The sequence below is a fragment of the Alkalihalophilus marmarensis DSM 21297 genome (assembly GCF_000474275.2).
Lineage (GTDB): Bacteria > Bacillota > Bacilli > Bacillales > Bacillaceae_D > Alkalihalophilus > Alkalihalophilus marmarensis.
Genome location: NZ_ATAE01000025.1, coordinates 26,781 through 49,624, shown reverse-complemented (window position 1 = coordinate 49,624; position 22,844 = coordinate 26,781). Strand labels below are relative to the sequence as shown.

Genomic DNA, 22,844 nt, shown 5'->3' with positions numbered 1-22,844 from the left:
TTTAGACATTAAAAATACTCCCCTTAAAGTAGCCAGATTTTTATTTTTTAATCTGTCTACCTTATGGGGAGCATATCATAATGGATGTGAAGGGCTTTTGCCTGCCAGTAATAAAAAAATGGACTTTCTCTATGTGAACCGTGTGAGATCATGGTAGAGTAAGGAATAATAGGTACGATCGAGGAAAGGAAAGTGTATGAAATGCTTTACATATGGGATATTGAAAAAGCGATCAAAGAGATCGTAGAGGAACATAATTTACAAATCAACTATGAATTTAACAATGAGCTCACCTCGCCGATGAGCTTTAATATTTCTACTACGACATTAAAGTTTAACTATCTTGAAATTAACGGGTACTTAAGTAAAGTCAGGATAAAAGAGTCAAAAGAAAATCTTCTTAAGGTCATCATTTATCATGAACTCGGCTATTATGTGGATTATAAAAAGACAAAGTATGACCTAAGAACATTTATTTATGGAGACGAAGAAGAAATTGAACAATTGAAAGCGCAAATTGAAACAAATGCTTGGGAATACGGGAGAACGTTAGTACCTGAAGAATTGATAGATGCTTATGACAAAGTTCGCGAGCTCGATAAAATGCTTCTTAAGGGACTTTAAAGAAGCGTCTTAAAATAAGGAAAGCCACTGCTTAATGTTAGTCTGCAGTGGCTTTCTTTAATGAAAAATGTTCGTTTTAAAAAATACTTGAACTAGTTAAATTTAATTAAATTTAATTAAATTCAACATTGATCTCAACCAATTCTGCTCTGCTCCCGATACGAAACGGCGGTCCCCATATACCATAGCCAGATGAAACAATGGTGTGGAGATCGTCTAATTGCAGGTGGCCATAATGGTTTTCATAAATCGCGTTTGTAATTAGATTTCCAGGGAATAACTGGCCTTTATGGGTGTGACCAGATACCATCACATCGACTCCAGCGGCACCTACTTTATCAAATTCTCTTGGTTGATGATCAATTAAAAGAATTGGCTTGTCGTGATGCGCGTCTTTAGTAAGCTCGTCAATTGGTAATCGGTTAAAGTCTGAGTAATCCTTGCGTCCAATGACATAAAAAAGGTCATCAATAAGTGCAGCCTCATCGACTAACACCTCAATATCAATTTCATTCATTTCCTTAATAAAAGCAGGAATGTCATCTCCGTAATATTCATGGTTGCCTAAAACAGCATATACTCCCAGCGGAGCCGTTAATCCTGCCATAATTTCACCTAGGTTATGTGAATAATAGGGCTCTATACTACTATCAATAATATCACCAGCTAGTAAAATAACATCCGGCTCGACCTCGTTTGAGAGGTTGATTAGCTCTGTCATCGTTTTAGGGCCAATTGTTTCGCTGATATGGATATCAGACACTAAGAGCAGCTTAATCTCATCCAGTTCGGATTCTTTAGCAACTTCAATATCATATGAAACAACAACTGGATTCCACATGTTATAGGAGCCATATATAAAAACAAACAAATAAAATAAAGAGACAATAAACCCGGCCCATTTTATTCGTTTTCTCGTATCCAGCCTTTTTTTCTTCAAAACGAAGAAAAGGATATTCAATAGCGGAAATAGAAGCAGACTATAGCCAAACACAACAAGCCAAATGTATCCAACCCATAAAAGACCTGAAATAGAATAAAACTGCGCTAAAAAATAGGAAATAGAAATAAAGAAGACGACGAGGAAATAGGTTCGTTTAAAACCGAAACCAAAGGATTTCTTCAGCCAAATCCAGCCGTTATAGGCTACATAAAAAGTAAGGGAAAAATAAATCAATAGAAAGAAAATAAAAAGCATGATTGTCATGAAGCAGTACTCCTACATTAAGTTTTATATATGCCATCTATCATATCATTAGTCTTACATTAACTCATGCTAGAAGTCCTTCCTTTTAGTTTAAGTTTCCGTTCTGGCAGGGTATTCTAATAAAAATAGGTAGTAGAAAGGAAGAGGTGCTAGATGAAAAGACTTATAGCTGTATGTATATTCCTGCTGATAGTAGGGTGTTCTAGTGTAGGGTGCTTTAGTAATGAACAAGAAGACTCTACAGCGGAGCAGCCTGATATAAATGAAGATTCTAATCACTCTGAGGAGGAGCATGCAGCTGGGATAGAAGTCATAGCAGAAAACCTCGAGATTCCATGGTCAATTGAAAAAGCAGACGATACTTTTTACTTAACAGAAAGACCGGGCTCTATTATAAAAGTAGAAAATGGAGAAATGACACGGCAAGATGTACAGCTAGAAAAAAATATTGCAACGGCAGCAGAGGCGGGACTTTTGGGGTTAGTGCTGGCACCAGATTTTTCTGATTCGAATCTAGCATTTGCTTACTACACCTATGAAGACAATGCCGGACAATTCAATCGAATTGTCACTCTGCGATTGGAGGACGACAGTTGGAGGGAAGAGAGCTTGCTTTTGGATCAGATCCCAAGCGGTACCTATCATCACGGAGGACGGTTAAAAATCGTACCAGATGAAACGCTTTACGCAACAGCAGGTGATGCCTCTGCCCCAGATCTAGCACAGGACCTTAACTCATTAGGCGGAAGCATATTAAGGATGAATCTAGATGGATCGATTCCAGAAGATAATCCACTGCCTGACTCCTACATCTACAGCTATGGACACCGCAACCCTCAAGGACTAACATGGTCATCTACAGGGAAGCTTTACTCCAGTGAACATGGCAGCAGTGCCAATGATGAAATAAATGAAATTGAAGGCCGACAAAATTATGGCTGGCCAATTATACAAGGAACAGAGAAAGAAGAAGGAATGATCACACCTTTATTCACTTCAGGAGGTACAGACACATGGGCACCATCAGGTATGGATTATGCGAATGGAAAGCTGTATGTTGCAGCCCTTCGAGGAGAAGGCGTGATCGAATTTGATCTTGAAACAGGAGAGCAACGAAAAGTCATTACTGATTATGGCAGGATACGAGATGTGCTGATTGAGGATGATACATTATATTTCATCAGCAATAATACAGATGGACGCGGCAATCCAAAAGAGAATGATGATAAACTGTATAAAGTCTCTTTAACAGAATTGATTAGAAGTGAATAGAGTCGCTAATAAAATGAATGCCCCTGTGATCAAACGATCCAGGGGCTGATTTATATAAAAAGAATATGTGAAATTTGGCGGGACTGTGTAGGAATCGAACCTACCAGAGACGGCACGCGCCTCTCGAGCGGTTTTGAAGACCGTGACGAACACCAGTGTCGCAGCCAGCCCCAAGAAGTATATATAACTATTAAATTTGAACGATCTCTATTATGCATGAATTACTTATTTTAATCAAGTGAAATGTAAATTAGATGTGTAAGGGATAAAAGTAAGTTGAGTAGAGATTTAATAGTGTGTAATCCTTAGGAATCTTTTGGTTGAAATTCCCTATAATCACATAACAAATTACGCTCTACCTCAGCGGATGGACGATACGAAGACTCCAGCGGGACGAGTGGGTAGGTGAGATCCCACAGGTGTGAAACACCGAGGAAGCTCACCACCCGCCCCGCGGAAAGCGAAGTATCGTTCAGGAGCGGGATGTCACACTACTCCCTGTTTGTCTTTAATATAATTATTTTATGATTACTAACCAAATAGTAACCAGACAAGACTTCCACTCAGATGGCTTCTTTACGTCCCCTTAACATTTTAGTAAATCACTTTTAACAGCTGTGTGGCGTGTAGTATGATAATACAACGTACATACGGAGAGAAGGAAGTGGCTTGTGTGAAAAAACATTTTACGATTGGAATGGCCGGTCATATTGATCACGGGAAAACATCTCTGACCAAAGCATTAACAAATGTCTATACAGACCGTTTAAAAGAAGAGCAGGAACGAAAAATCTCCATAGAGCTAGGTTATGCGCCGCTCACTTTAAATGAAGATATGGAAGTATCGATCATTGATGTTCCTGGTCATGAACGTTTTATTCGGCAAATGATTGCCGGGGTGGCAGGGATAGATATGGTGATGCTTGTGATCGCGGCGGATGAAGGGGTCATGCCGCAAACCCGCGAGCATTTAGATATTCTGACTTTGCTTGGGATCAAGCGAGGTGTGGTTGTGTTGACCAAAATTAATAAAGTAGACTCTGAAATGCTAGAACTAGCAATAATGGATATAGAAGATTCAATCAGAGGAACGTTTCTTGAGAGTCAGCCTGTATTTTCCGTGGACAGCATAGAAGAGGTAGGATTAGAAGAATTGAAAGCAGGGTTAATCGAGCAATTGTCTGACCTAGACGAGCGTAATGCAGGTGGTGCATTTAGACTGCCAATTGATCAAGTGTTTACCGTTCACGGACAAGGTACGGTTGTGAGAGGAACGGTCTATGAAGGGATGCTGCAGGAGGGCGAGATGGTTGAGGTACTGCCGCAGGGGAAATTAGTGCGAGCCAGGCAACTTCAAGTCCATCATCAGCCTAGAGAGAAGGGACACGCCGGGCAGCGGGTAGCTGTTAATTTAGGAGGCATTGAAAAAGCCTCGCTAAAAAGAGGCGATGTGATCGTTGCCCCAGGGCGATATGAAGCAACACAAACGATCGATATTGCTTTAAAAACAGTCAGTGAATTAAACCATGTAATCAAACAGCGTCAATCGATAAAATTACATATTGGTACATCAGAAGTATATGGAAAAATTATCTTTTTTGATCGCAATGAGTTAAAGGCGGAGCAAGACGAGATCCTTTGCCAGCTGCGCTTAGATGAGCCTGTTGTTACAAGACGTGGAGACCGATTTATTTTAAGACGTCCTACTCCAATGGAGACGATCGGCGGCGGAGAAGTCATTGGTGGGCATGGCCAGACGTATAAATTTGGACAGGCTACTGTTCAGATGCTTGCTAAAAAGCGTGAAGGGACGTCTGAAGAATTAATCACGAATCTCTTATCAGTAGAAAAAGCATTGTCAATCGATGAGATAATTTCACATACCGGATTACAAGCAGAAACAGTAGAAGCAGCAATTAAAGGAAAAGAATTTATACCATTGAGCAATTCAATGGTCACCTCAAAAGAAGTGTCAGCCCTTGCTGCGAGAACAGTTATACAAGATCTAACGACATATCATAACGACCATCCAATGAGAAAAGGGATGGCAAAAGCAGAATTGATTCAAGCAAATAAGTCAGCATTCCCGAACGTTTTATTTGAATCTGTAATAGAAAATGAAATTGAGAATGGTTCAGTCCGCCGAATTGGTCCAAGCATTGCTCTTGTCTCTCATCACCCGCACCCTCCGAAGAAGTGGGAGAAAAGGGTTGAACATGTGTTAGGCGCTCTTCGAAAAGAAGGGTTTAAAGTTTCGCCTCTTATCGAGCATCTAGACGCTCAGCAGCTGCCTGAGAATTTAAGAACGGAGCTTATTCACTATTTTGAACAAGAAGAGCTCGTGTACCGTTTAGATGAAAAATTAGTTGTTCATTATGAGCCATTTAAAATGATGGTAAAAGACTTATGGGAGCGCACGAATGAGAGTTTTACATTACAGGAAGCAAAAGATCATACTGAACTTTCACGAAAATATCTTGTTCCTTTTTTAGAAAAACTAGATTCTCTAAAGCTCACAAAACGGGATGACCAAAAAAGAGTGTGGATCACTGAACACGTAGAGCAGTGGGTGAGACAATCGTGAGAGTGTTGTTTTTTACTCCTTACTTTAAACAAAACAGAGGAAATGCGACTACTGCGAAACGTATCGTGCACGGACTGCGTCTAATGGATATAGAAGTAGTTGTTTTCGCTTATGAGGAAATGACGTGGAATGATCGTTGGCAGGAAATTTTTGATGAAATGGATCTTTACCATATTCTACATTTACGAAGGTTTGCCAACTGGAAGAATAAGCATGATGTTAGCCTCAACAAGCCATATGTCCTTACATCAGGAGGGACGGATATTAACGAAGACTTAGCTGATCCAAATGCATTGCTTTTGATGGGGAATGTAGCTGAAGACTCATGTGCTGTTACTGTATTTACGGATGATGGGAAAGAAAAAGTATTAGCCTCCTATCCGGAACTGAGCGACCGGACTCATGTGATTCCGCAAAGTATATGGCTGCCAACAGAGACTGATGAATCTATTCTTTTGCCTAAAGGAAATCCTGTGATTTTATTACCTGCAGGATTGAGAAAGGTTAAGGATATCTTTTATTTATGGGAGGCATTTACTTCCTTATCTGAACGGTATCCAGAAATGAAAGTGGTATTTGTCGGTGCAGCTCTTGAGCATGGTCTTATTAAACAAGTAGAAATGAAAGAAGATGAAGTGGAATGGTTTACGTATATTGGGGAAGTATCTTTAGAGGCAATGGCTCATATATTTAAGCAAGCGGATATCGTGATCAACACTTCGATTTCAGAAGGTCAGCCAACAGCATTACTTGAAGCGATGTATTCAAAACGAGTCGTAGCGGCAAGGAGGAATCCCGGCAATTGCAGTGTGGTCATAGATGGAGAAAATGGGTTTACTTTCGATTCACCAGAGCATTTTATTATGAAGGTGGAATCCTTAATAAATAACCCGAAGCAACAACAGGAAATCGCAGAAAAGGCTTTTCAATACGTGAGTCATCATCATCAATTTGATGCTGAAATAAAAGCTTATGTGAATGTATTCAATCATTGTTTAGACAAGTAATCAATTGAATGAAGGGGGAGTATGTATGGTTCGGACCATCTATTATTATGCAGTGATGTTTGTAACCCTCGTGATGATGATTGGCGGAGGTGTGGCGATGGCCATGAATGTATCTGACTTAGTGGTGCCGTCTCCGTATTATTACTCATTTCAAGATTTTAAGATGAATCAAGAATCGATGCCTGATTTTGATAAAACAGAAGAAGAAATTCGCGCGATTTATCTTGAACAAAAAGAAGAACAAATGGAGATGCAGCGTACTCAGGCGATGAATCAATTATTGAAGAACATTGCTTGGATACTAATCCCTCTGCCTTTCTTTATCTTGTCTAGAAGACAGTTGAGGCGAGAATAGTGTACTAAAAAGTGAATCTACCCTTTCACAAAAGGACATTGCTTTACAAGTGGCCTGTGAAAGTGGTAGATTCATTTCATGTAAAAAAGTAGAAATAGAACATAATTGATGCTGATGAATGGAGAGAGATCGTATGAAAAAATGGCTTTTATCAATTGGACTAGCTCTTACCCTTACTGCTTGCGGAGGAGGAGATGCTCCGGCACCATCTACTGATGAGGCGGATACATCTACTGGCGGTGAATCTTCTGATGAAGTGTTTGAAGTGGCGGTTATTCCGTCGCAGTCTACAGGCGAAATGGAAACAGGACTTTCTAATTTAGAATCACATTTAACGGATGCGCTCGGCCGTGAAGTAGAAGTGAATCAATATCCGAATTATAATGCGGTTGTTGAAGCATTAAATTACAATCACATTGACCTTGCATTTCTTGGACCTTTAACGTATTTAATTGCCCACGAACAAAGCGGAGCACAGGCAATCATTACTCAAGAAATTGACGGGGAACCTTATTACTATTCCTATATCATTACACATTCTGATTCAGAATGGGAAACTCTTGAAGATATGCTTGCCGACCGTGAAGAAGTTAATTTTGCCTTTGCGAGCAACTCTTCGACATCCGGTCATCTAATTCCAGGCCTTGAATTACGTAATCGCGGTCATTATGAAGATGATTTGAATAATGATTTTACTCAAGTGCAATTTGCAGGTTCGCATGACATTGTAACAACTCTTGTTCAAGATCAGTCGGTACAAGCAGGAGCCGTTGACAGTGCAATTTTAGAAGCATTAATGAAAGACGATGAGGCGAATGGCGGAACATTGCGTGAGGATATTAAAGTGATCTGGCAGTCAGATAAGTTATATCAGTACCCTTGGGTCGTTCCAAGTGAGATGACAGAAGAAGAAATTGAAGACATTCGAGCAGCATTTTATGATGTTACTGATGAGGAAATTTTACGTATTTTTGGCGGTGCATCTTCATTTGTAGAGGCTGATGACACTCAATATGCTGATGTACTTGAGGCTGCTCGTGAATTTGACATGCTTAAGCTAGAAGAATAGGAGTTTAATGAATGGTCTGGTTCAGACGTAGATACCTCTTTTATTTGCTGCTGATTATAGCAGCAACTTGGTGGAGTATGAATATGACGGGATTTGAGTGGAGAAAATTAGCTCAAATCCCGAATATTTTTGAAATGATAAGCAATCGCTTCTTTCCAGTGGAGTGGTCACTGTTCCCTCGCATGGCAAGGGAAAGCTTAGTTACGCTTGCTATGGCATTTTTAGGGACTTTTTTTGCACTAATCGTAGCAGTGCCATTAAGTTTTTTAGCAGCTAGAAATACGAGCGGCTCTAGCGTCATATATGGCTCTGTCAGATCGTTCTTAAGCGGCCTGCGGTCCATTCCTGAGATAGTATTCGGTTTAATTTTTGTTACTGCATTTGGTCTTGGTCCTTTTGCAGCTGTACTTGCCATCATTTTGCATAATATCGGGGTGCTTGGCAAACTGATTTCTGAATTAATTGAAGCAGCAGATGACGGACCTCAAGAAGCGATGAAATCTGTTGGCGCAACTAGATGGGTAGGGCATCTTTTTTCGATCATTCCGCAGATTTGGCCGAATATCTTATCTCATTATTTTTATCGTTTTGAAGTGGCGATCAGAACGTCGCTTATTTTAGGTTTTATTGGAGGCGGCGGAATCGGGCAGCAATTATTTAATCACTTTCAAAGCTTTTATTATACAGCCGTTGCCCTAGACATCATTTGTATTATGATACTAGTCATATTCGTTGATGTTATTGGCGGGCGAATCAGAGCTAGAGTCATTTAGGAGAGAAACCTTATGCTAGAGATCTCAAATTTAACAGTCAGGTATCCAAAAGCGAAGGATAACGCATTAGATCAAATAAGCCTTACGATGAATAAGGGAGAATTTATTTGTATTCTAGGACGAAGCGGAGCAGGTAAGTCGACCTTTATTCGGTGTATTAACCGGCTTATTCGACCTACTTCAGGGTCGATACGTTTTGATGGGAGAGAGCTCGTTGGTCTTCGTGAAAAAGAAATGCGTGAAATTCGGGCAGAAATGGTCATGATTTTTCAGCATTTTAATCTTATTCCTCGGATGTCTGTATATCAAAATACATTAACTGGCTCATTTGGGGGGCGTCCTGCTTATAAAAACCTGCTAGGACTCTTCAATGCTTCTGAAAAAGCACAGGCTGATCAAGCATTAAGAGAAGTTGAGCTGGATCGTTTTAGGGATAAGCGTGTCGAGGCCCTAAGCGGAGGGCAGAAGCAGCGTGTAGGTATTGCAAGGGCCCTGATGCAAAAGCCTAGTATCATTTTAGGAGATGAGCCGGTAGCCAGTCTAGATCCTACGACTTCTGAGCGGATTTTTAACTTGCTAAAGCAAATTCATGATGAGAGAGGTCTGTTGACCATCATTAACGTGCATGATGTTGAGCTTGCCAAAAAGTATGCTACACGAATTATCGGCTTTAAAGAGGGAACGTTAATTTTTGATAACAAGCCCGAAGCGCTTACGAATGATGTGTTTGCTAAGATTTATAAATAAAAACGATTCAGCTTTCTTAAAAGCTGAATCGTTTTTTTATGGTTTTTTGGTTTTCTTAAGTTTTTGGTTTTCTTAAGATTGAACATAAAGAGGATAATCTGATTTGTCACTCACGCGGCCAATAATAGAAGCAGTGAGTCCTCTTTTATGCATGTCTTCTACATACTGCTGTGCTTCTTCTTCCGTTAAACTTACAAGAAGACCGCCAGAAGTAATCGCATCACACAAAATGCTTTTTTCAACTTCTGTGATGGAGGATTGATACTCCACATCAGAAGCGATCCAGCGCTCATTCGCTTTTGAGCCGCCAGGAATAATTCCTTGCCGAGCCAATTCTTTTGTACCCTCTAACATAGGTACACTTGATGCTTGAATCTCAAAGCTGACTTCACTGCCCTTAGCCATTTCCAGGCTGTGGCCTAATAAACCAAAGCCCGTAACATCAGTAACCGCATGAGGGTTTAATCCTTCGAGAGCTTCTGCAGCTTCTTTATTAAGAGCTGCCATTGTTCGAGTAACGGCTTCTTCTTGTTCTTTAGTGACAGCTTCGCGCTTAATGCCGGTCGTTAAAATTCCTACTCCAATCGGCTTTGTTAAAACGAGAACATCACCAGGCTTTGCGCCGACATTTTTGAAAATGCGGTCAGGGTGAGCAAGACCAGTAACAGATAAACCAAATTTCGGCTCTTGGTCATCGATAGAATGTCCGCCAACTATTACAGCGCCGGCTTCTTTCACTTTATCTGCTGCTCCTCTGAGAATATCCGCAAGCATTTCAGGTGGAAGTTTTTTAATTGGAAACCCAACAATATTTAATACAGTTGTAGGTTTGGCACCCATCGCATATACATCGCTTAATGCGTTGGCAGCAGCAATTTGACCGAACATATATGGATCATCAACAACAGGAGTAAAGTAATCCACTGTTTGAATCATAGCAAGATCGTCTGTTAAACGATAGGCTCCTGCATCATCTGATGTTTCTAGTCCAACTAATAAATTGGGATCATCTGTCTGTTTAGGTAAGTGACGCAAAACTTGCGTCAGGTCTTCAGGACCAATTTTGCATCCTCAACCAGCTTTTGTTGAGAAAGTAGTTAAACGGATGTTCTCTCTTTTGTCCATCAAAGGAACCCTCCTTCTTTCTTTATAAAGTAAAAACAACAATCATTGATGCGCATATTGTTTTGCATCAGACCACATCTTATCCTACAATAGATAAGAAAAAACTGTAAAGGAGTTTGATTTGATGAAGTATACAGTATCTGTTGAATTTTGCATGATGTGAAACTTTGCACCTAAAGCCGTGAGTCTCACGGATGACATATTAGACCATTTTAGAGGTCAGGTTGCAGAAGTCAAGCTTGTAACAAGTTCGGGCGGTGTATTCGAAGTTGTGGTAAATGGAGAAACGTTGCATTCCAAGAAAGAAACCGGTGTTTTTCCAAAAGCAGAAGATATGATTAAGAAGATGGAAAAGTTGGATCAATAAAGAGAAAAAGCACCAGAGAGGTGCTTTTTCTCCTTCAAAATAGAAGGTGAATATGCACCAAAAAGGAGCTTTGAAATGAAACAACGATTGCTAAGACAAATTCCGCCAATTCATGAGTTACAAAAAGATGAGGCATACATAACGTTGTTAATGTCTAGGAATGTATCGGATGATCTTTTAACAGAATGGTTACAAGAGGCGGTTGCTGAAGTGCGTTCTCAAATCCTTAATGAAATTTGGACAGAAGAGGCTTCGATTAAGGAATCGATATTCACAGCTGTTTCAGCGCGACTAAGTAAGCATTTTGATTATAAGTTAAAAAAGGTGATAAACGGGACTGGAACCGTATTGCACACAAACCTCGGCAGAGCCATCTTGAGTGAGGAGGCAATCAAACAAGTAACTGTTGCAGCAACTTCCTATTCAAACTTGGAATATCAATTAGAGGAAGGTGCGCGGGGTTCGAGGCATGCCTTGATTGAAGAAATCGTTAAAGAAGTGACAGGTGCTGAGGCTGCTATGGTCGTGAATAATAATGCAGCTGCTGTCTATTTTGTACTTACAGCCTTTGCTAAAGGGCGAGAAGTCATCGTCTCACGAGGCGAACTGGTTGAGATCGGGGGTTCTTTTCGCGTATCCTCCATTATGGAAGAGAGCGGGGCTCATCTGAAAGAAATTGGTACCACAAATAAAACACATTATAAAGATTATGAGGCAGCTATTTCGTGTGAAACAGCTATGTTGATGAAAGTTCATACGAGTAATTTTAAGACGATTGGATTTACGAGTGCGGTAGAATCAAAAGATTTAACAAAGCTAGCGAAAGAAAAAGAAGTCATCTTATATGAGGACCTTGGCAGCGGAGCACTATATGATCTTAGTCAGCATGGGATAGGTGATGAGCCGCATGTTAGTGAAGTTCTCGCACAAGGTGTAGATCTGGTAACATTCAGCGGTGATAAGTTACTTGGCGGTCCGCAAGCAGGTATTATTGCTGGCAGGAAACAGTTGATTGATCGCCTGAAAAAACATCAGCTTGCTCGAGTACTAAGGGTAGATAAAATGACATTGGCAGCACTAGAGGCTACATTAAAGTCTTATATTGATTCAAAGACCGCACTCAAAGAAATCCCTACCCTAAAAATGATCGTTAAGAGTAAAGAAGAGATAAAACAGGAGTCAGAACAGTTTAAATCATTACTTAGTAAGGAATGGAATACTGAACTAATTGAAGACTTCTCTATGGTAGGTGGAGGCACAATGCCTGATGTACAACTAGAGACGTGGCTTCTCTTATTGAGTCACCCAAATAAAAAAACACAAGAGATGATTGAAGCGCTCCGTTTAGGGGAGACTGCTGTTGTAACCAGAGTGAAAGATGATAAAATAGCGATCGATTTCAGGACCATTTCCTCAAATGATTACGATGAATTACTAACTCGGTTAGAACTAGTGAAGGAAGTGTAATAATGACGAATTCAAATCAAAAAACAAGTGCAAGTTCAAAAACTACCTTAACTGATATTGTCCTTCCGCCGGATACAAATTATCACGGGACGATATTTGGCGGAAATGTGATGGCTTATATTGATAAAGTAGCAAGCATTGCAGCTATGCGGCATGCAAGAAGTCAAGTAGTGACAGCTTCGAGTGATAGTTTAGACTTTATCTCTCCTATTCGTACAGGGGAGGCGATTTGTTTAGAAGGGTATGTTTCGTATACTAGAAAAACATCGATGGAAGTGTTTGTAAAGGTTGAAGCAGAAGATTTGATTACTGGAGAAAGACGTTTAACCGCTACATCCTACTTAACCTTTGTTGCTCTAGATGAAGCTGGAAAGCCAAAGGAAGTACCTGAAATCATACCGGAAACAGAGGAAGAGAAGTGGCATTACCAAGGGGCGACAGAACGCTACGAAATAAGAAAAAAGCGCAGAAAAGAAGCGCGTGAACGTAAAAAATAGCAGCGTTAAGGCCTTTCACATTATAGGTGAAAGGCCTTTTGTCGTGAGTATTATCGTTTAACCTTCGCCGTCTGTCTGCCCAACATGATTGGCTTTTTTAACTTTCTTAGAACCACTCATCGGCTCTGGCTGTCCAGGGTTATTTCCTTTTGGCGCATTTTTTCGCTGGTCTTTATAAGTGTTGCGTTCAGTCATAGATCATCCCTCCTCCCTGTTAGTATGGGAAAATACCTTAGTGCTATACGAATAATTAAAAGGAATTTTCGAAACCTAAGCTTGTACGCAGTCATTTTAAGGAGGGTATGAATCATGCCATATCAAAAAAATAAACAACAAGCATTTCAAGCAGCACAGCAAGCTGTAGTCCAGGCAGAACAAGCTGTAGGGAATATAAACAGCCATGCTGCAGATGTTGGAGTTCACACTAAACGAGCTGAACAAGAGGTAGAAGAAGCCGTTCAGCAAATTCAAAAAGCACTTGAAGTGGCTTCTGAACACCAGCGCGCACAATTAGAGCAGTACCAGCAGCAAATTGAGCAATTACGTTCCCAAATGTAATAGAAAAGCACTAGGTCCAGAAACTTTAGTGAGGGCCTAGTGCTTTTTTATAGTGTTCAATTTCAACTCGAGCAAACGTATTCGTCATCAGTCGAACCAGCTCTTACTGGCGCTTCTTCGTCTTCTTGTTATTCTGACGTTCCATTTCAGTTAATGGCTCGTTAGCAGATTCTTGATTAAATTGTGAGTTGTACCCAGTACCCTTGCCTTGTCCTGAAGCATGATTCATACCCGGAATAATGTGGTTTGACTTCTTCTTTGTCATTGATTTCACCTCCGCTCTTAGTGTGTACATTCAACAGATTTTCATATGCATTTAGACAGCAATCGAAATATTTTTGCTAAATTGTCTACAAAATTTCAAAAATCCATTTATTCTTAAGACAACTTTTGCTATTCTAAAGAAGGAAGTGCGCGTACATAAATTAAAGCGCTTACTATTTCTTATCAACATACCGTCTAAAAACTGCGGATCATTCATTTAGACAATTTTGACAGTTTGCGGTATGATAGTCTGGAGAAGGAGGGTATACATATGTCAAACAAACAGGATGTTTTTAATGCACGTTCGTCATTTTCAATTGACGGAAAGACGTATAACTACTACTCACTAAAGGCATTAGAAGATGCTGGAGTAGGTAATGTGACGAAACTTCCATATTCAGTAAAGGTTTTACTTGAATCGGTGCTTCGTCAACATGATGGCTATGTAATCAAAAAGGAGCATGTTGAGAACCTTGCGAAATGGGGAACAAACGAATTAAAAGAAATCGACGTTCCATTCAAACCATCACGCGTAATCCTACAAGACTTCACTGGTGTACCAGCAGTTGTTGACTTAGCGTCTCTACGTAAAGCAATGGCTGATATGGGCGGCGACCCTGACCAAATCAATCCTGAAATTCCAGTAGACCTTGTTATTGACCACTCTGTACAGGTGGACAAAGCAGGTACAAATGATTCACTTGACTTTAATATGAATCTTGAATTCCAACGTAACGAAGAGCGTTATCAATTCCTTAGCTGGGCTAAAAAAGCATTTAACAACTACAATGCTGTACCGCCAGCAACAGGGATCGTTCACCAAGTTAACTTAGAGTATTTAGCAAATGTTGTTCACGCTGTTGAGCAAGACGGCGAAACAGTTGCATTCCCTGACACATTAGTAGGTACTGACTCTCATACAACGATGATCAATGGTATTGGTGTCCTTGGATGGGGTGTTGGTGGTATCGAAGCGGAAGCCGGAATGCTTGGACAACCTTCATACTTCCCAGTTCCAGAAGTTATCGGATGTAAATTTGTCGGATCTCTTCCGAGCGGAACAACAGCTACAGACGTAGCACTTAAAGTAACACAAGTACTTCGTGAGAAAAAAGTTGTTGGTAAATTTGTTGAATTCTTCGGTCCAGGACTAGCTGAAATGCCACTAGCTGACCGTGCAACAATTTCTAACATGGCTCCAGAATACGGTGCAACATGCGGATTCTTCCCTGTAGATGAGGAAGCTCTTAACTACATGAGACTAACTGGTCGCTCTGAAGAACAAATTAAGCTTGTTGAAGAGTACAGCCGTGCAAACAACTTATTCTATGTAGCTGGTGAAACAGCAGATCCAGTTTACACAGATACAGTAGAAATTGACCTTTCTCAAATCGAAGCGAATCTTTCTGGTCCTAAGCGTCCTCAAGATTTAGTTCCACTTTCACAAATGCAGAAATCTTTCCGTGATGCAGTTGTGGCACCACAAGGAACTCAAGGTCTAGGATTAACAGAAGATGAGTTCAATAAGAAAGTTGCAGTAAGCTTTAAAGATGGCCGTGAAGCAGAAATGACAACGGGCTCAATCGCTATTGCAGCAATCACTAGCTGTACGAACACTTCTAACCCTTACGTACTTGTCGGGGCTGGACTTGTAGCGAAAAAAGCAGTAGAGCTTGGTCTAGATGTTCCTACATTTGTTAAGACATCTCTAGCACCTGGTTCGAAGGTTGTTACAGGCTACTTAAAAGATTCAGGATTACTTCCATACATGGAGCAATTAGGCTTTAACATCGTAGGTTACGGCTGTACAACATGTATCGGTAACTCTGGTCCTCTAGAAGACGAGGTTGAAGCAGCAGTTGCAGCGAATGACCTTACAGTTACATCTGTACTTTCTGGTAACCGTAACTTTGAAGGGCGTATTCACCCGCTAGTGAAAGCTAACTACCTAGCTTCACCGCCGCTTGTCGTGGCTTATGCTCTTGCTGGTACGGTAGACATTGACCTTCAAAATGATCCAATCGGTCAAGATAAAGATGGTAAAGATGTATTCTTCAAAGACATCTGGCCTACAGCTGATGAAGTAAAAGACGTTGTTAACAAAACGGTTACACCAGAACTATTCCGTCGTGAATATAATGATGTATTCGACAGCAACGATCGTTGGAATGAAATTAAAACAACTGACGATGCGCTTTATAAGTGGGATGATGAGTCTACTTACATTGCAAATCCTCCGTTCTTTGAAGGTCTTTCAAAAGATCCTAAAGATATCACACCATTATCAAGCCTGCGTGTAATTGGTAAGTTTGGTGATACGGTAACAACTGACCATATCTCACCTGCTGGTGCAATTGGTAAAGATACACCTGCTGGTAAATACTTGATCTCTAAAGGCGTTGAGCCTCGTGACTTCAACTCTTATGGTTCTCGTCGTGGTAACCATGACGTAATGATGAGAGGTACATTTGCTAACATTCGTATCCGTAACCAAATTGCTCCTGGTACAGAAGGCGGCTACACAACGTTCTGGCCAACAGGCGAAGTTATGTCAATTTATGATGCAGCTATGAAATACAAAGAAACAAATACTGGTCTTGCGATCCTTGCTGGTAAAGATTACGGTATGGGAAGCTCGCGTGACTGGGCTGCTAAAGGTACAAACCTTCTTGGCATTAAAACAGTTATCGCTGAGAGCTATGAGCGTATTCACCGCAGTAACCTAGTACTTATGGGTGTTCTTCCACTTCAATTCAAAGAAGGCGACAGTGCGGAGTCTCTTGGATTAACTGGAGAAGAAGCATTCGATGTACAAATCACAAACGATGTTAGACCTCGTGATATGGTGAATGTTGTTGCAACGGATAAAGATGGCAACCAAAAAGAATTTGAAGTACTTGTTCGTTTTGATAGTGAAGTTGAAATGGATTACTACCGTCATGGCGGTATCCTTCAAATGGTACTACGCAGTAAATTTGCTCAAATCGAAGCATAAACGAATTGGAGCAATCATAAGAAAAACAGTCTGCCTGTGCGGCAGGCTGTTTTTTGATATGAATATCTTTTTTATTGAAAGCTTGTTAAAATCAACCTAGAAAGTTTCTAGAAATGGATTAGAAAGCTGGAGATGGTGAGAATGGAAGAATATAAAAAAGTATTAATTGAACTAGATGATCTAATGAGAAGTATTGGAAAGCACTTCATTCCTGATTTAGAAATATTAAATGAATTTCATTTAACAAAAAGACAGGTGGCCATTTTATTTCTTATTTTAAAAAAACCGGAAACAACCATTTCAGAAATAGCGCAGTACTTTGAAATCTCCAAGAGCGCTGTTAGTCAATCGATGACAAAACTTGAAGAGGAAGACATTGTAATCAGAGAAGTAAATCATGAAAATCGAAGAGAAATGAACCTGATATTAGGGAACAATGGTCAGAGAATTCAACATGAATTATTTAAGCTCGAACAAAAAATGATGAATATCTATTTAACGAAACTACCAATTGAAGACTTATATCATGTCAGAGACACACTTCAAAAGCTCGATGAGATCATAATGAAAGAAAAAAAGGACAAATCGTGAACATTTATCCCTTGTAAGTGAAAGTAATTGCTAACTATTTTGAAATCATTTAGTATGAAAACAGTTAAGAAATTAAACAGTAAGACATTAAACAGTTAACCCATTCGAAATGAAAAGTACAAGTACATATACGTTTTATTGTATGTCTTCTTGTTAACTTATAGAAAAATCGCGCATAAACAAAGGAGAAAACGCACAAATGACAAACTTTTCAATCAGACGCCCTAAATTTACAATTGTGGCAATGCTTTTGTTTTTAATTTTCGGCTTTGTCTCTGTTACGAATTTACCCCTGCAGCTTTTCCCTAATATCAATCCTCCTGTAGCGGCTGTTGTAACGAGTTATTCAGGGGCAAGTCCAGAAGAAGTAGAAGATAAAGTGACTAAGCCTCTTGAAAGTCAGCTTGCGACCACGTCTGGGCTGAATAAAATTAGTTCAACGACCAGTGAGGGTATGACGCTGATTTTGCTTGAATTCAGCTGGACTACATCTATTGATGATGTAGAACTAGACATTATAAATACGATCCGTCAAACACCTCTTCCTGATGATGCGAACGAACCGAGCTTTTTAAAGTTCGATCCATCCATGATGCCGATGATGCAGCTTGCCATTACGGGTGATGACGATATTTTAGCTATTCAAGATTTAGTTGATGATCTAAGACTTGAGTTAGAGAAAGTTCCAGGTGTAGCAAGTATTGACGAAGCTGGAAGCATGATTGAAGAAGTACAGATTAATTTAAATCAAGATGAACTGACAACCAATAATCTAACACAGCAAGACATTATTCAAACGATTCAATCTCACAATACCTCCATGCCAGGTGGTACTGTTTCTAATGGTGACTTAAGCTTAACAACTCGTGTGATCAGTGAGCTTGTTACAGTGGAAGAAATTGAAGAATTAGTAGTGGGTGTTTCTGCTGACGGCAGTGAACTCACATTAACCGATGTGGCTGAGGTTGAGGTGACTACTGGTGATACAGAAGTGATCACTAGAGCTAATCAAGAACCAGCTATTCAATTCACCATTATGAAAGAGTCTGAATCAAATACGGTTTTAGTATCTAATGCCGTAAATGACCGAATGGATGAACTTCTGGATGATTCAAAATATGATGAGCTGAATGCTGTCATGTTATACGATGAAGGAAGTTATATTAATTCAGCGATTGCTAGTGTCACAAATGCCCTTATTTTCGGGGGGATTCTAGCTATGCTGGTCTTGTTCTTCTTCCTTCGTAATTTGAAGACGCCTTTAATTGTCGGTATTGCAATACCTTTTTCAATTATTGTTACGTTTGCCTTTTTATATTTTGCTGGAATCGGCTTAAATCTAATGAGTTTAGGCGGCCTGGCGTTAGGAATTGGGATGCTTGTTGATAATGCTATTGTGGTAATCGAGAATATATACAGGCATTTATCAATGAATAAAAAACCAAAACAAGCAGCGCTTGATGGAACAAAAGAAGTCTCAAGTGCGATTATTGCCTCTACGCTGACAACCGTTTCGGTCTTTTTACCTATCGTGTTTATCAGCGGGCTTGTTGCTAACTTATTTAGAGAGTTTGCATTAGCTGTTTCCTTCAGTTTGCTTGCCTCTTTATTGGTTGCTTTAACAGTCGTACCAATGATTGCAAGCAGAATATTGAAGAAGCCGAATGAAGATCGTGAAGCAAAACGAATGCAGTCTTCCTTTATGAAAGGAATGGACCGCTCGATTCGCTGGGTATTAATGCATCGTCTAGCCGTACTCTTCATTACGTTTATTTTACTTGTTGCAGGTGGCTTAGGTTTAATGAATGTCGGCACTGAATTAATTCCTGACAGCGATCAAGGAACATTTACTGTTGATGTAGAGCTAGAGCAAGGAACTACGGTTGACCGCACTCAAGATACAGTCAATGCAATTGAAGACGTCTTAAGTGATTACAGAGAAATTTCTGATTTTGTTTCAACAGCAGGCTCAAGTGATCAAAATGTCATGAGCGGAAACTCAGGAAGCCATCAGGCGCAAATATTTGTTAATATGGCTCCGCTTGACCAGCGCCAGATTTCAACTAGTGACTTTATTGAGTCAATCGAATCAGAAGTAGCAAGAGTAGATCGTGATGCAGAAATTTCTTTATCAACGGTAGGTTCACTAGGTACGGAAGCTAATACATTAGTCTTTACGATCAGTGACCCAAATTCTGAACGGTTATATGAATCTGCCCAAGAATTAGAAGAAGAGTTATTATCAATACGTGAAGTCCGTGACTTAGAATTAAGTATTGAAGAAACAAGTCCTGAAATTCAAATTGAAGTGGACCGGACGCTTGCTCGGGAAAATGCATTAGCACCAGCGCAAATTGCCCAGCAGGTGCATGATTTAACAAGGGGTCAATTAGCTTCTGCATTGCAGACAGAAGATAATAATCTATACGATATTTTGGTGCAATTAGATCCTGAATTCACCGAGGATATTGAGGCACTTGAAAATCTACAGCTTCAAAACGGAAATGGTGAATTTGTAGCTTTAAGTGAAGTAGCTGAAATAGTGGAGGGAGAGAGCCCGGCAACGATTCAGCGCATGCAGCAGGAAGAGGCTGTAGAGTTTACTGTTTATTACTCAACATCTACTACTCTTGGTGATATTAGCAGGCTTGTCGAAGAAGCTGTGGATGAAGTAGAATTAGATGAGCAGACGACATTCAGCTACGGCGGGGAACAAGAGCTATTAGAAGATTCGATTGGCAGCATGGCCTTAGCTGTTGTACTTGCGATCATCTTCATTTATCTTGTCATGGCGGCTCAATTTGAATCCTTTAAAATGCCGTTTGTTATTATGTTCACAGTACCGCTTGTTGTGATCGGCGTGGCACTTGCTCTACTTGCAACGCAAACAGCATTAAGTGTAACGGTGTTTATTGGGCTTATCGTCTTGATAGGTATTGTCGTTAATAATGCCATCGTGTTAGTGGATTATGTTAATCAACGTAAAGCAAGCGGAATGACTACGTTTGAAGCGTTGGTTGTGTCTGTAAAAGACCGTACGAGACCAATTTTAATGACCTCTCTTACAACGATTTTAGGGATGGTTCCATTAGCCCTTGGTTTAGGTGAAGGAGCCGAGCTGCAGCAGCCGATGGCTCTTGCTGTTATTGGCGGGTTAATCAGTAGCACGTTCCTTACATTGTTTGTCATACCGGTTGTTTACAGTTTATTTGATAAACAAACAAGAAGAAGGCGTTATGTGACAGTCGAAGGAGAATTTAGTGAAGTGGATGATCGTGCGAGATCTCTTCCACCAATCGTTGAAACAGAACGAGTAAGTGAGTATGGCTATACTGAACAATCGATCGCTGACTCGAGCTCGAATCGTCCAGAAAACGAAGCACTTGAAGATCCGGAACGAAGCGAACAAATAATCTCAAATGTGTCAAAGGATGAAAATTCAAAAGATCAAATTACTCAGGATGATTCCTTATCAAAAGATGACATTCTGAAATTGTTAGAACAAATTGTTCATACCTCAAAAGAAAATAAAAAAGATAAAGATCAATAATTCAAATACCCCACTTGCAGGTTAGTTTGCGAGTGGGGTTTTTTGCTTGTATTTTACCAACATAAATTTAAATCAAACGTACACAATATGGAATGTACGTTTATTTTACTTTTAAGGAGATGAGAAAATGGGTCGTCAGAAGAAAGGCAATGCCAATGCACAACGTAACAATAATGCGAAACAGCAAGGGAAAGAGAATCATTATGATACAGAGTTTGCGTCTTATGCGGAAGTAGAAGCAAAAAAAATGAACAAAAATCAACGTTCGTAGGTGATTTTAATGACTGTCCAAACACAAATGCAGCAAGCAATTGCAGCTGCACAATCTGTTCAATCGAGCTTAACGCAATTCAGTTTAGAAACCGAAAATCAAAAAGCAAAGCAAATGTTTGAACAATTAGCCGAACAGCAAAAGAATATTCTTACATTGCTTGAAGGAAGATATGCTCAAGTATTAAATGAAGAACCACAGTTTAGTCAAAGTGAGCCCAATCAAGGTGAGGCTAATCAAAATCAGGCTCAAAACAAAAATCAACAAAGTAATTAACAACACTCATTCATAGGCGTTTTTAAAAGATAAAACCGAAGATGTTGCTCTTCGGTTTTATCTCATGAATGCGGAATAGGGGGATTCAAAGTGGACATTTGGTTAGGATCTGAGACATTACCGATTCATGGATTCTTAATAAGAGCCATTATTGTGTATGTATATATTTTTTTAATTGTAAAGGTAGTAGGGCAGCGTTCCATGGGTTCTATTGATGCGCTTGATTTTATATTTGGAGTCGTTATAGGTGATATTTTAGGAGAAGCTTTAACAGATGGATCTCTTGCACTGCAAGGACCGATTACGGCAGCTGCTGCTATTGCCGGCCTCCATTTATCACTTAGTATGATTGCACTAAAAACCCCGCGTTTTAGAAGGGTTATTGAAGATGAACCAATTATATTAGCAAGGAATGGTGTCATACTTCATCAGCAATTACGAAAAGTAAAGGTTACACTTGAGTCGTTTATGATGGATATGCGCTTAAATGGAGCAAGCGATTTAAGTGAGGTGGATTATGCTGTACTAGAAATGAATGGCCAAATTAGTGTTATCAAAAAGTCTGCTTATGATAGTGCCACACCGAATGATTTAAATAAACAAACCCCAAACAAAGGGTATCCTTCTGTAATTATTGAGGATGGACAGATTATTCATGCCAATTTAAAAAATCTTGGAAACATTGAATGGTTACGAGAATTAATTCATAAAGAAGGGTACAAAAACCCTAAAGAGATATTCTTAATGACAATAGATGAATCAGGAAAAGTATATATTAGTCCTACAGATACGAAAGATCAAATAAAAAATGGGCGTTAACATGTATAAAAAACCTCCTCTGTTGCCAAACTGGATAAAAAACAAGAGGAGTGTTTCTAATGAGAAAAGTCAGAAAAGTGTCATTTGATCAATTAGTGAGAGAGAATAAAGAAGAAATTTTAAAAAGTAAGGTATTATTAGAGCAGCTTGAAGAAAAGTGGGAGCAGCGTCACGCAATTAATAAATAGAGGTAAGTTATAAAAAGATGTTTCCAGTCATATTTAATGATCTCCGTGCCATCCTAAGGTGAGGAGGGGATTTCATTGAAAAAAACGACAGCTTTTAACCAATACCGACCTAACCATCTCGGAACGCAGCCGCGTGAAGAACCTACGAACAAAGGCAAAAAAATGAATACTAAAGGCAATGAACAGCCTGATTACGTTCCTCCTAAAGGGTAGGAATAAAACAAAGATAAAGCTTAAG

General features: G+C 39.8%; 23 protein-coding genes, 1 tRNA gene and 1 pseudogene. 20 read left to right on the top strand and 5 right to left on the bottom strand.

Annotation, left to right across the window (positions count from 1 at the left end; translation table 11 throughout):
* Positions 1-201: 201 nt before the first annotated feature.
* The gene (locus tag A33I_RS08665) at positions 202-624 is read left to right on the top strand and encodes a hypothetical protein (RefSeq protein WP_022628077.1); all 423 of its coding nucleotides are present in this window, start codon (positions 202-204) and stop codon (positions 622-624) included.
* A 112-nt stretch (positions 625-736) separates the two neighbouring features.
* Here A33I_RS08665 and A33I_RS08660 read toward each other — a convergent pair whose 3' ends face one another.
* Positions 737-1,831: a metallophosphoesterase gene (locus A33I_RS08660; protein WP_022628076.1), complete on the bottom strand. Its 1,095-nt coding sequence runs from the start codon at positions 1,829-1,831 to the stop codon at positions 737-739.
* A 153-nt stretch (positions 1,832-1,984) separates the two neighbouring features.
* Here A33I_RS08660 and A33I_RS08655 point away from each other — a divergent pair, with 153 nt between their 5' ends.
* A complete protein-coding gene (locus A33I_RS08655) occupies positions 1,985-3,103 on the top strand; it encodes a PQQ-dependent sugar dehydrogenase (protein ID WP_022628075.1) in 1,119 nt (372 codons plus the stop codon).
* 75 nt (positions 3,104-3,178) lie between these two features.
* Here the strand turns inward: A33I_RS08655 and A33I_RS20570 are convergent.
* Positions 3,179-3,275 (bottom strand) — tRNA-Sec (locus tag A33I_RS20570).
* Positions 3,276-3,734: 459 nt separating this feature from the next.
* Here A33I_RS20570 and selB point away from each other — a divergent pair.
* The 6 genes from selB (at position 3,735) to phnC (ending at position 9,638) form a co-directional block, all read left to right on the top strand.
* The gene (gene selB, locus A33I_RS08650) at positions 3,735-5,687 is read left to right on the top strand and encodes a selenocysteine-specific translation elongation factor (protein ID WP_235806179.1); all 1,953 of its coding nucleotides are present in this window, start codon (positions 3,735-3,737) and stop codon (positions 5,685-5,687) included.
* Entirely contained in the window at positions 5,684-6,694 is a 1,011-nt protein-coding gene (locus A33I_RS08645) for a glycosyltransferase (RefSeq protein WP_022628073.1), read from the top strand. The genes selB and A33I_RS08645 overlap by 4 nt, the downstream gene beginning before the upstream one ends.
* A 25-nt stretch (positions 6,695-6,719) precedes the next feature.
* Positions 6,720-7,049: a hypothetical protein gene (locus A33I_RS08640; RefSeq protein ID WP_022628072.1), complete on the top strand. Its 330-nt coding sequence runs from the start codon at positions 6,720-6,722 to the stop codon at positions 7,047-7,049.
* Between the two features lie 133 nt (positions 7,050-7,182).
* Positions 7,183-8,118: a phosphate/phosphite/phosphonate ABC transporter substrate-binding protein gene (gene phnD, locus A33I_RS08635; RefSeq protein ID WP_022628071.1), complete on the top strand. Its 936-nt coding sequence runs from the start codon at positions 7,183-7,185 to the stop codon at positions 8,116-8,118.
* A gap of 11 nt (positions 8,119-8,129) precedes the next feature.
* Positions 8,130-8,891 carry a phosphonate ABC transporter, permease protein PhnE gene (gene phnE, locus A33I_RS08630; RefSeq protein ID WP_022628070.1) on the top strand — a complete coding sequence of 254 codons (762 nt, stop codon included), beginning with the start codon at positions 8,130-8,132 and terminating at the stop codon, positions 8,889-8,891.
* A 12-nt stretch (positions 8,892-8,903) separates the two neighbouring features.
* Positions 8,904-9,638 (top strand): phosphonate ABC transporter ATP-binding protein, encoded by a 735-nt coding sequence (phnC, locus tag A33I_RS08625; RefSeq protein ID WP_022628069.1) that lies wholly within the window; start codon positions 8,904-8,906, stop codon positions 9,636-9,638.
* 72 nt (positions 9,639-9,710) lie between these two features.
* Here the strand turns inward: phnC and selD are convergent, their stop codons facing one another.
* Positions 9,711-10,763: a selenide, water dikinase SelD gene (selD, locus tag A33I_RS08620; RefSeq protein WP_083477618.1), complete on the bottom strand. Its 1,053-nt coding sequence runs from the start codon at positions 10,761-10,763 to the stop codon at positions 9,711-9,713.
* 178 nt (positions 10,764-10,941) lie between these two features.
* Here selD and A33I_RS21470 point away from each other — a divergent pair.
* The 3 genes and pseudogenes from A33I_RS21470 to A33I_RS08605 form a co-directional block, all read left to right on the top strand.
* Positions 10,942-11,130, top strand: a pseudogene (locus A33I_RS21470) (Rdx family protein); the annotation flags it as partial.
* A 75-nt stretch (positions 11,131-11,205) separates the two neighbouring features.
* The gene (selA, locus tag A33I_RS08610) at positions 11,206-12,597 is read left to right on the top strand and encodes an L-seryl-tRNA(Sec) selenium transferase (protein WP_022628066.1); all 1,392 of its coding nucleotides are present in this window, start codon (positions 11,206-11,208) and stop codon (positions 12,595-12,597) included.
* A 2-nt stretch (positions 12,598-12,599) separates the two neighbouring features.
* On the top strand, positions 12,600-13,094 hold the full coding sequence (locus A33I_RS08605) for an acyl-CoA thioesterase (RefSeq protein ID WP_022628065.1): 495 nt from the start codon (positions 12,600-12,602) through the stop codon (positions 13,092-13,094).
* Positions 13,095-13,151: 57 nt separating this feature from the next.
* Here A33I_RS08605 and A33I_RS08600 read toward each other — a convergent pair whose 3' ends face one another.
* On the bottom strand, positions 13,152-13,289 hold the full coding sequence (locus A33I_RS08600; protein WP_012959260.1) for a small acid-soluble spore protein P: 138 nt from the start codon (positions 13,287-13,289) through the stop codon (positions 13,152-13,154).
* 114 nt (positions 13,290-13,403) lie between these two features.
* Here A33I_RS08600 and A33I_RS08595 point away from each other — a divergent pair, with 114 nt between their 5' ends.
* The gene (locus A33I_RS08595; RefSeq protein ID WP_022628064.1) at positions 13,404-13,652 is read left to right on the top strand and encodes a hypothetical protein; all 249 of its coding nucleotides are present in this window, start codon (positions 13,404-13,406) and stop codon (positions 13,650-13,652) included.
* Positions 13,653-13,755: 103 nt separating this feature from the next.
* Here the strand turns inward: A33I_RS08595 and sspO are convergent, their stop codons facing one another.
* The gene (gene sspO, locus A33I_RS08590) at positions 13,756-13,917 is read right to left on the bottom strand and encodes a small acid-soluble spore protein O (RefSeq protein WP_012959258.1); all 162 of its coding nucleotides are present in this window, start codon (positions 13,915-13,917) and stop codon (positions 13,756-13,758) included.
* A 270-nt stretch (positions 13,918-14,187) separates the two neighbouring features.
* Between sspO and acnA the strand changes: the two genes are divergently transcribed.
* From acnA to A33I_RS08560, 8 genes are all read left to right on the top strand, one after another.
* Positions 14,188-16,911: an aconitate hydratase AcnA gene (gene acnA / locus A33I_RS08585; RefSeq protein ID WP_022628063.1), complete on the top strand. Its 2,724-nt coding sequence runs from the start codon at positions 14,188-14,190 to the stop codon at positions 16,909-16,911.
* 141 nt (positions 16,912-17,052) lie between these two features.
* Positions 17,053-17,502, top strand: a complete 450-nt coding sequence (locus A33I_RS08580; protein ID WP_022628062.1) for a MarR family winged helix-turn-helix transcriptional regulator — start codon at positions 17,053-17,055, stop codon at positions 17,500-17,502.
* A 199-nt stretch (positions 17,503-17,701) separates the two neighbouring features.
* A complete protein-coding gene (locus A33I_RS08575) occupies positions 17,702-21,052 on the top strand; it encodes an efflux RND transporter permease subunit (RefSeq protein ID WP_022628061.1) in 3,351 nt (1,116 codons plus the stop codon).
* 127 nt (positions 21,053-21,179) lie between these two features.
* On the top strand, positions 21,180-21,323 hold the full coding sequence (locus A33I_RS21090) for a hypothetical protein (RefSeq protein ID WP_012959254.1): 144 nt from the start codon (positions 21,180-21,182) through the stop codon (positions 21,321-21,323).
* 9 nt (positions 21,324-21,332) lie between these two features.
* A complete protein-coding gene (locus A33I_RS08570; protein WP_022628060.1) occupies positions 21,333-21,599 on the top strand; it encodes a DUF1657 domain-containing protein in 267 nt (88 codons plus the stop codon).
* 90 nt (positions 21,600-21,689) lie between these two features.
* Positions 21,690-22,418 (top strand): DUF421 domain-containing protein, encoded by a 729-nt coding sequence (locus A33I_RS08565; RefSeq protein WP_022628059.1) that lies wholly within the window; start codon positions 21,690-21,692, stop codon positions 22,416-22,418.
* A 59-nt stretch (positions 22,419-22,477) separates the two neighbouring features.
* Positions 22,478-22,606, top strand: a complete 129-nt coding sequence (locus A33I_RS20245; protein WP_022628058.1) for an FbpB family small basic protein — start codon at positions 22,478-22,480, stop codon at positions 22,604-22,606.
* A gap of 75 nt (positions 22,607-22,681) precedes the next feature.
* The gene (locus A33I_RS08560) at positions 22,682-22,819 is read left to right on the top strand and encodes an acid-soluble spore protein N (protein WP_012959250.1); all 138 of its coding nucleotides are present in this window, start codon (positions 22,682-22,684) and stop codon (positions 22,817-22,819) included.
* The last annotated feature ends 25 nt before the right edge of the window (positions 22,820-22,844 follow it).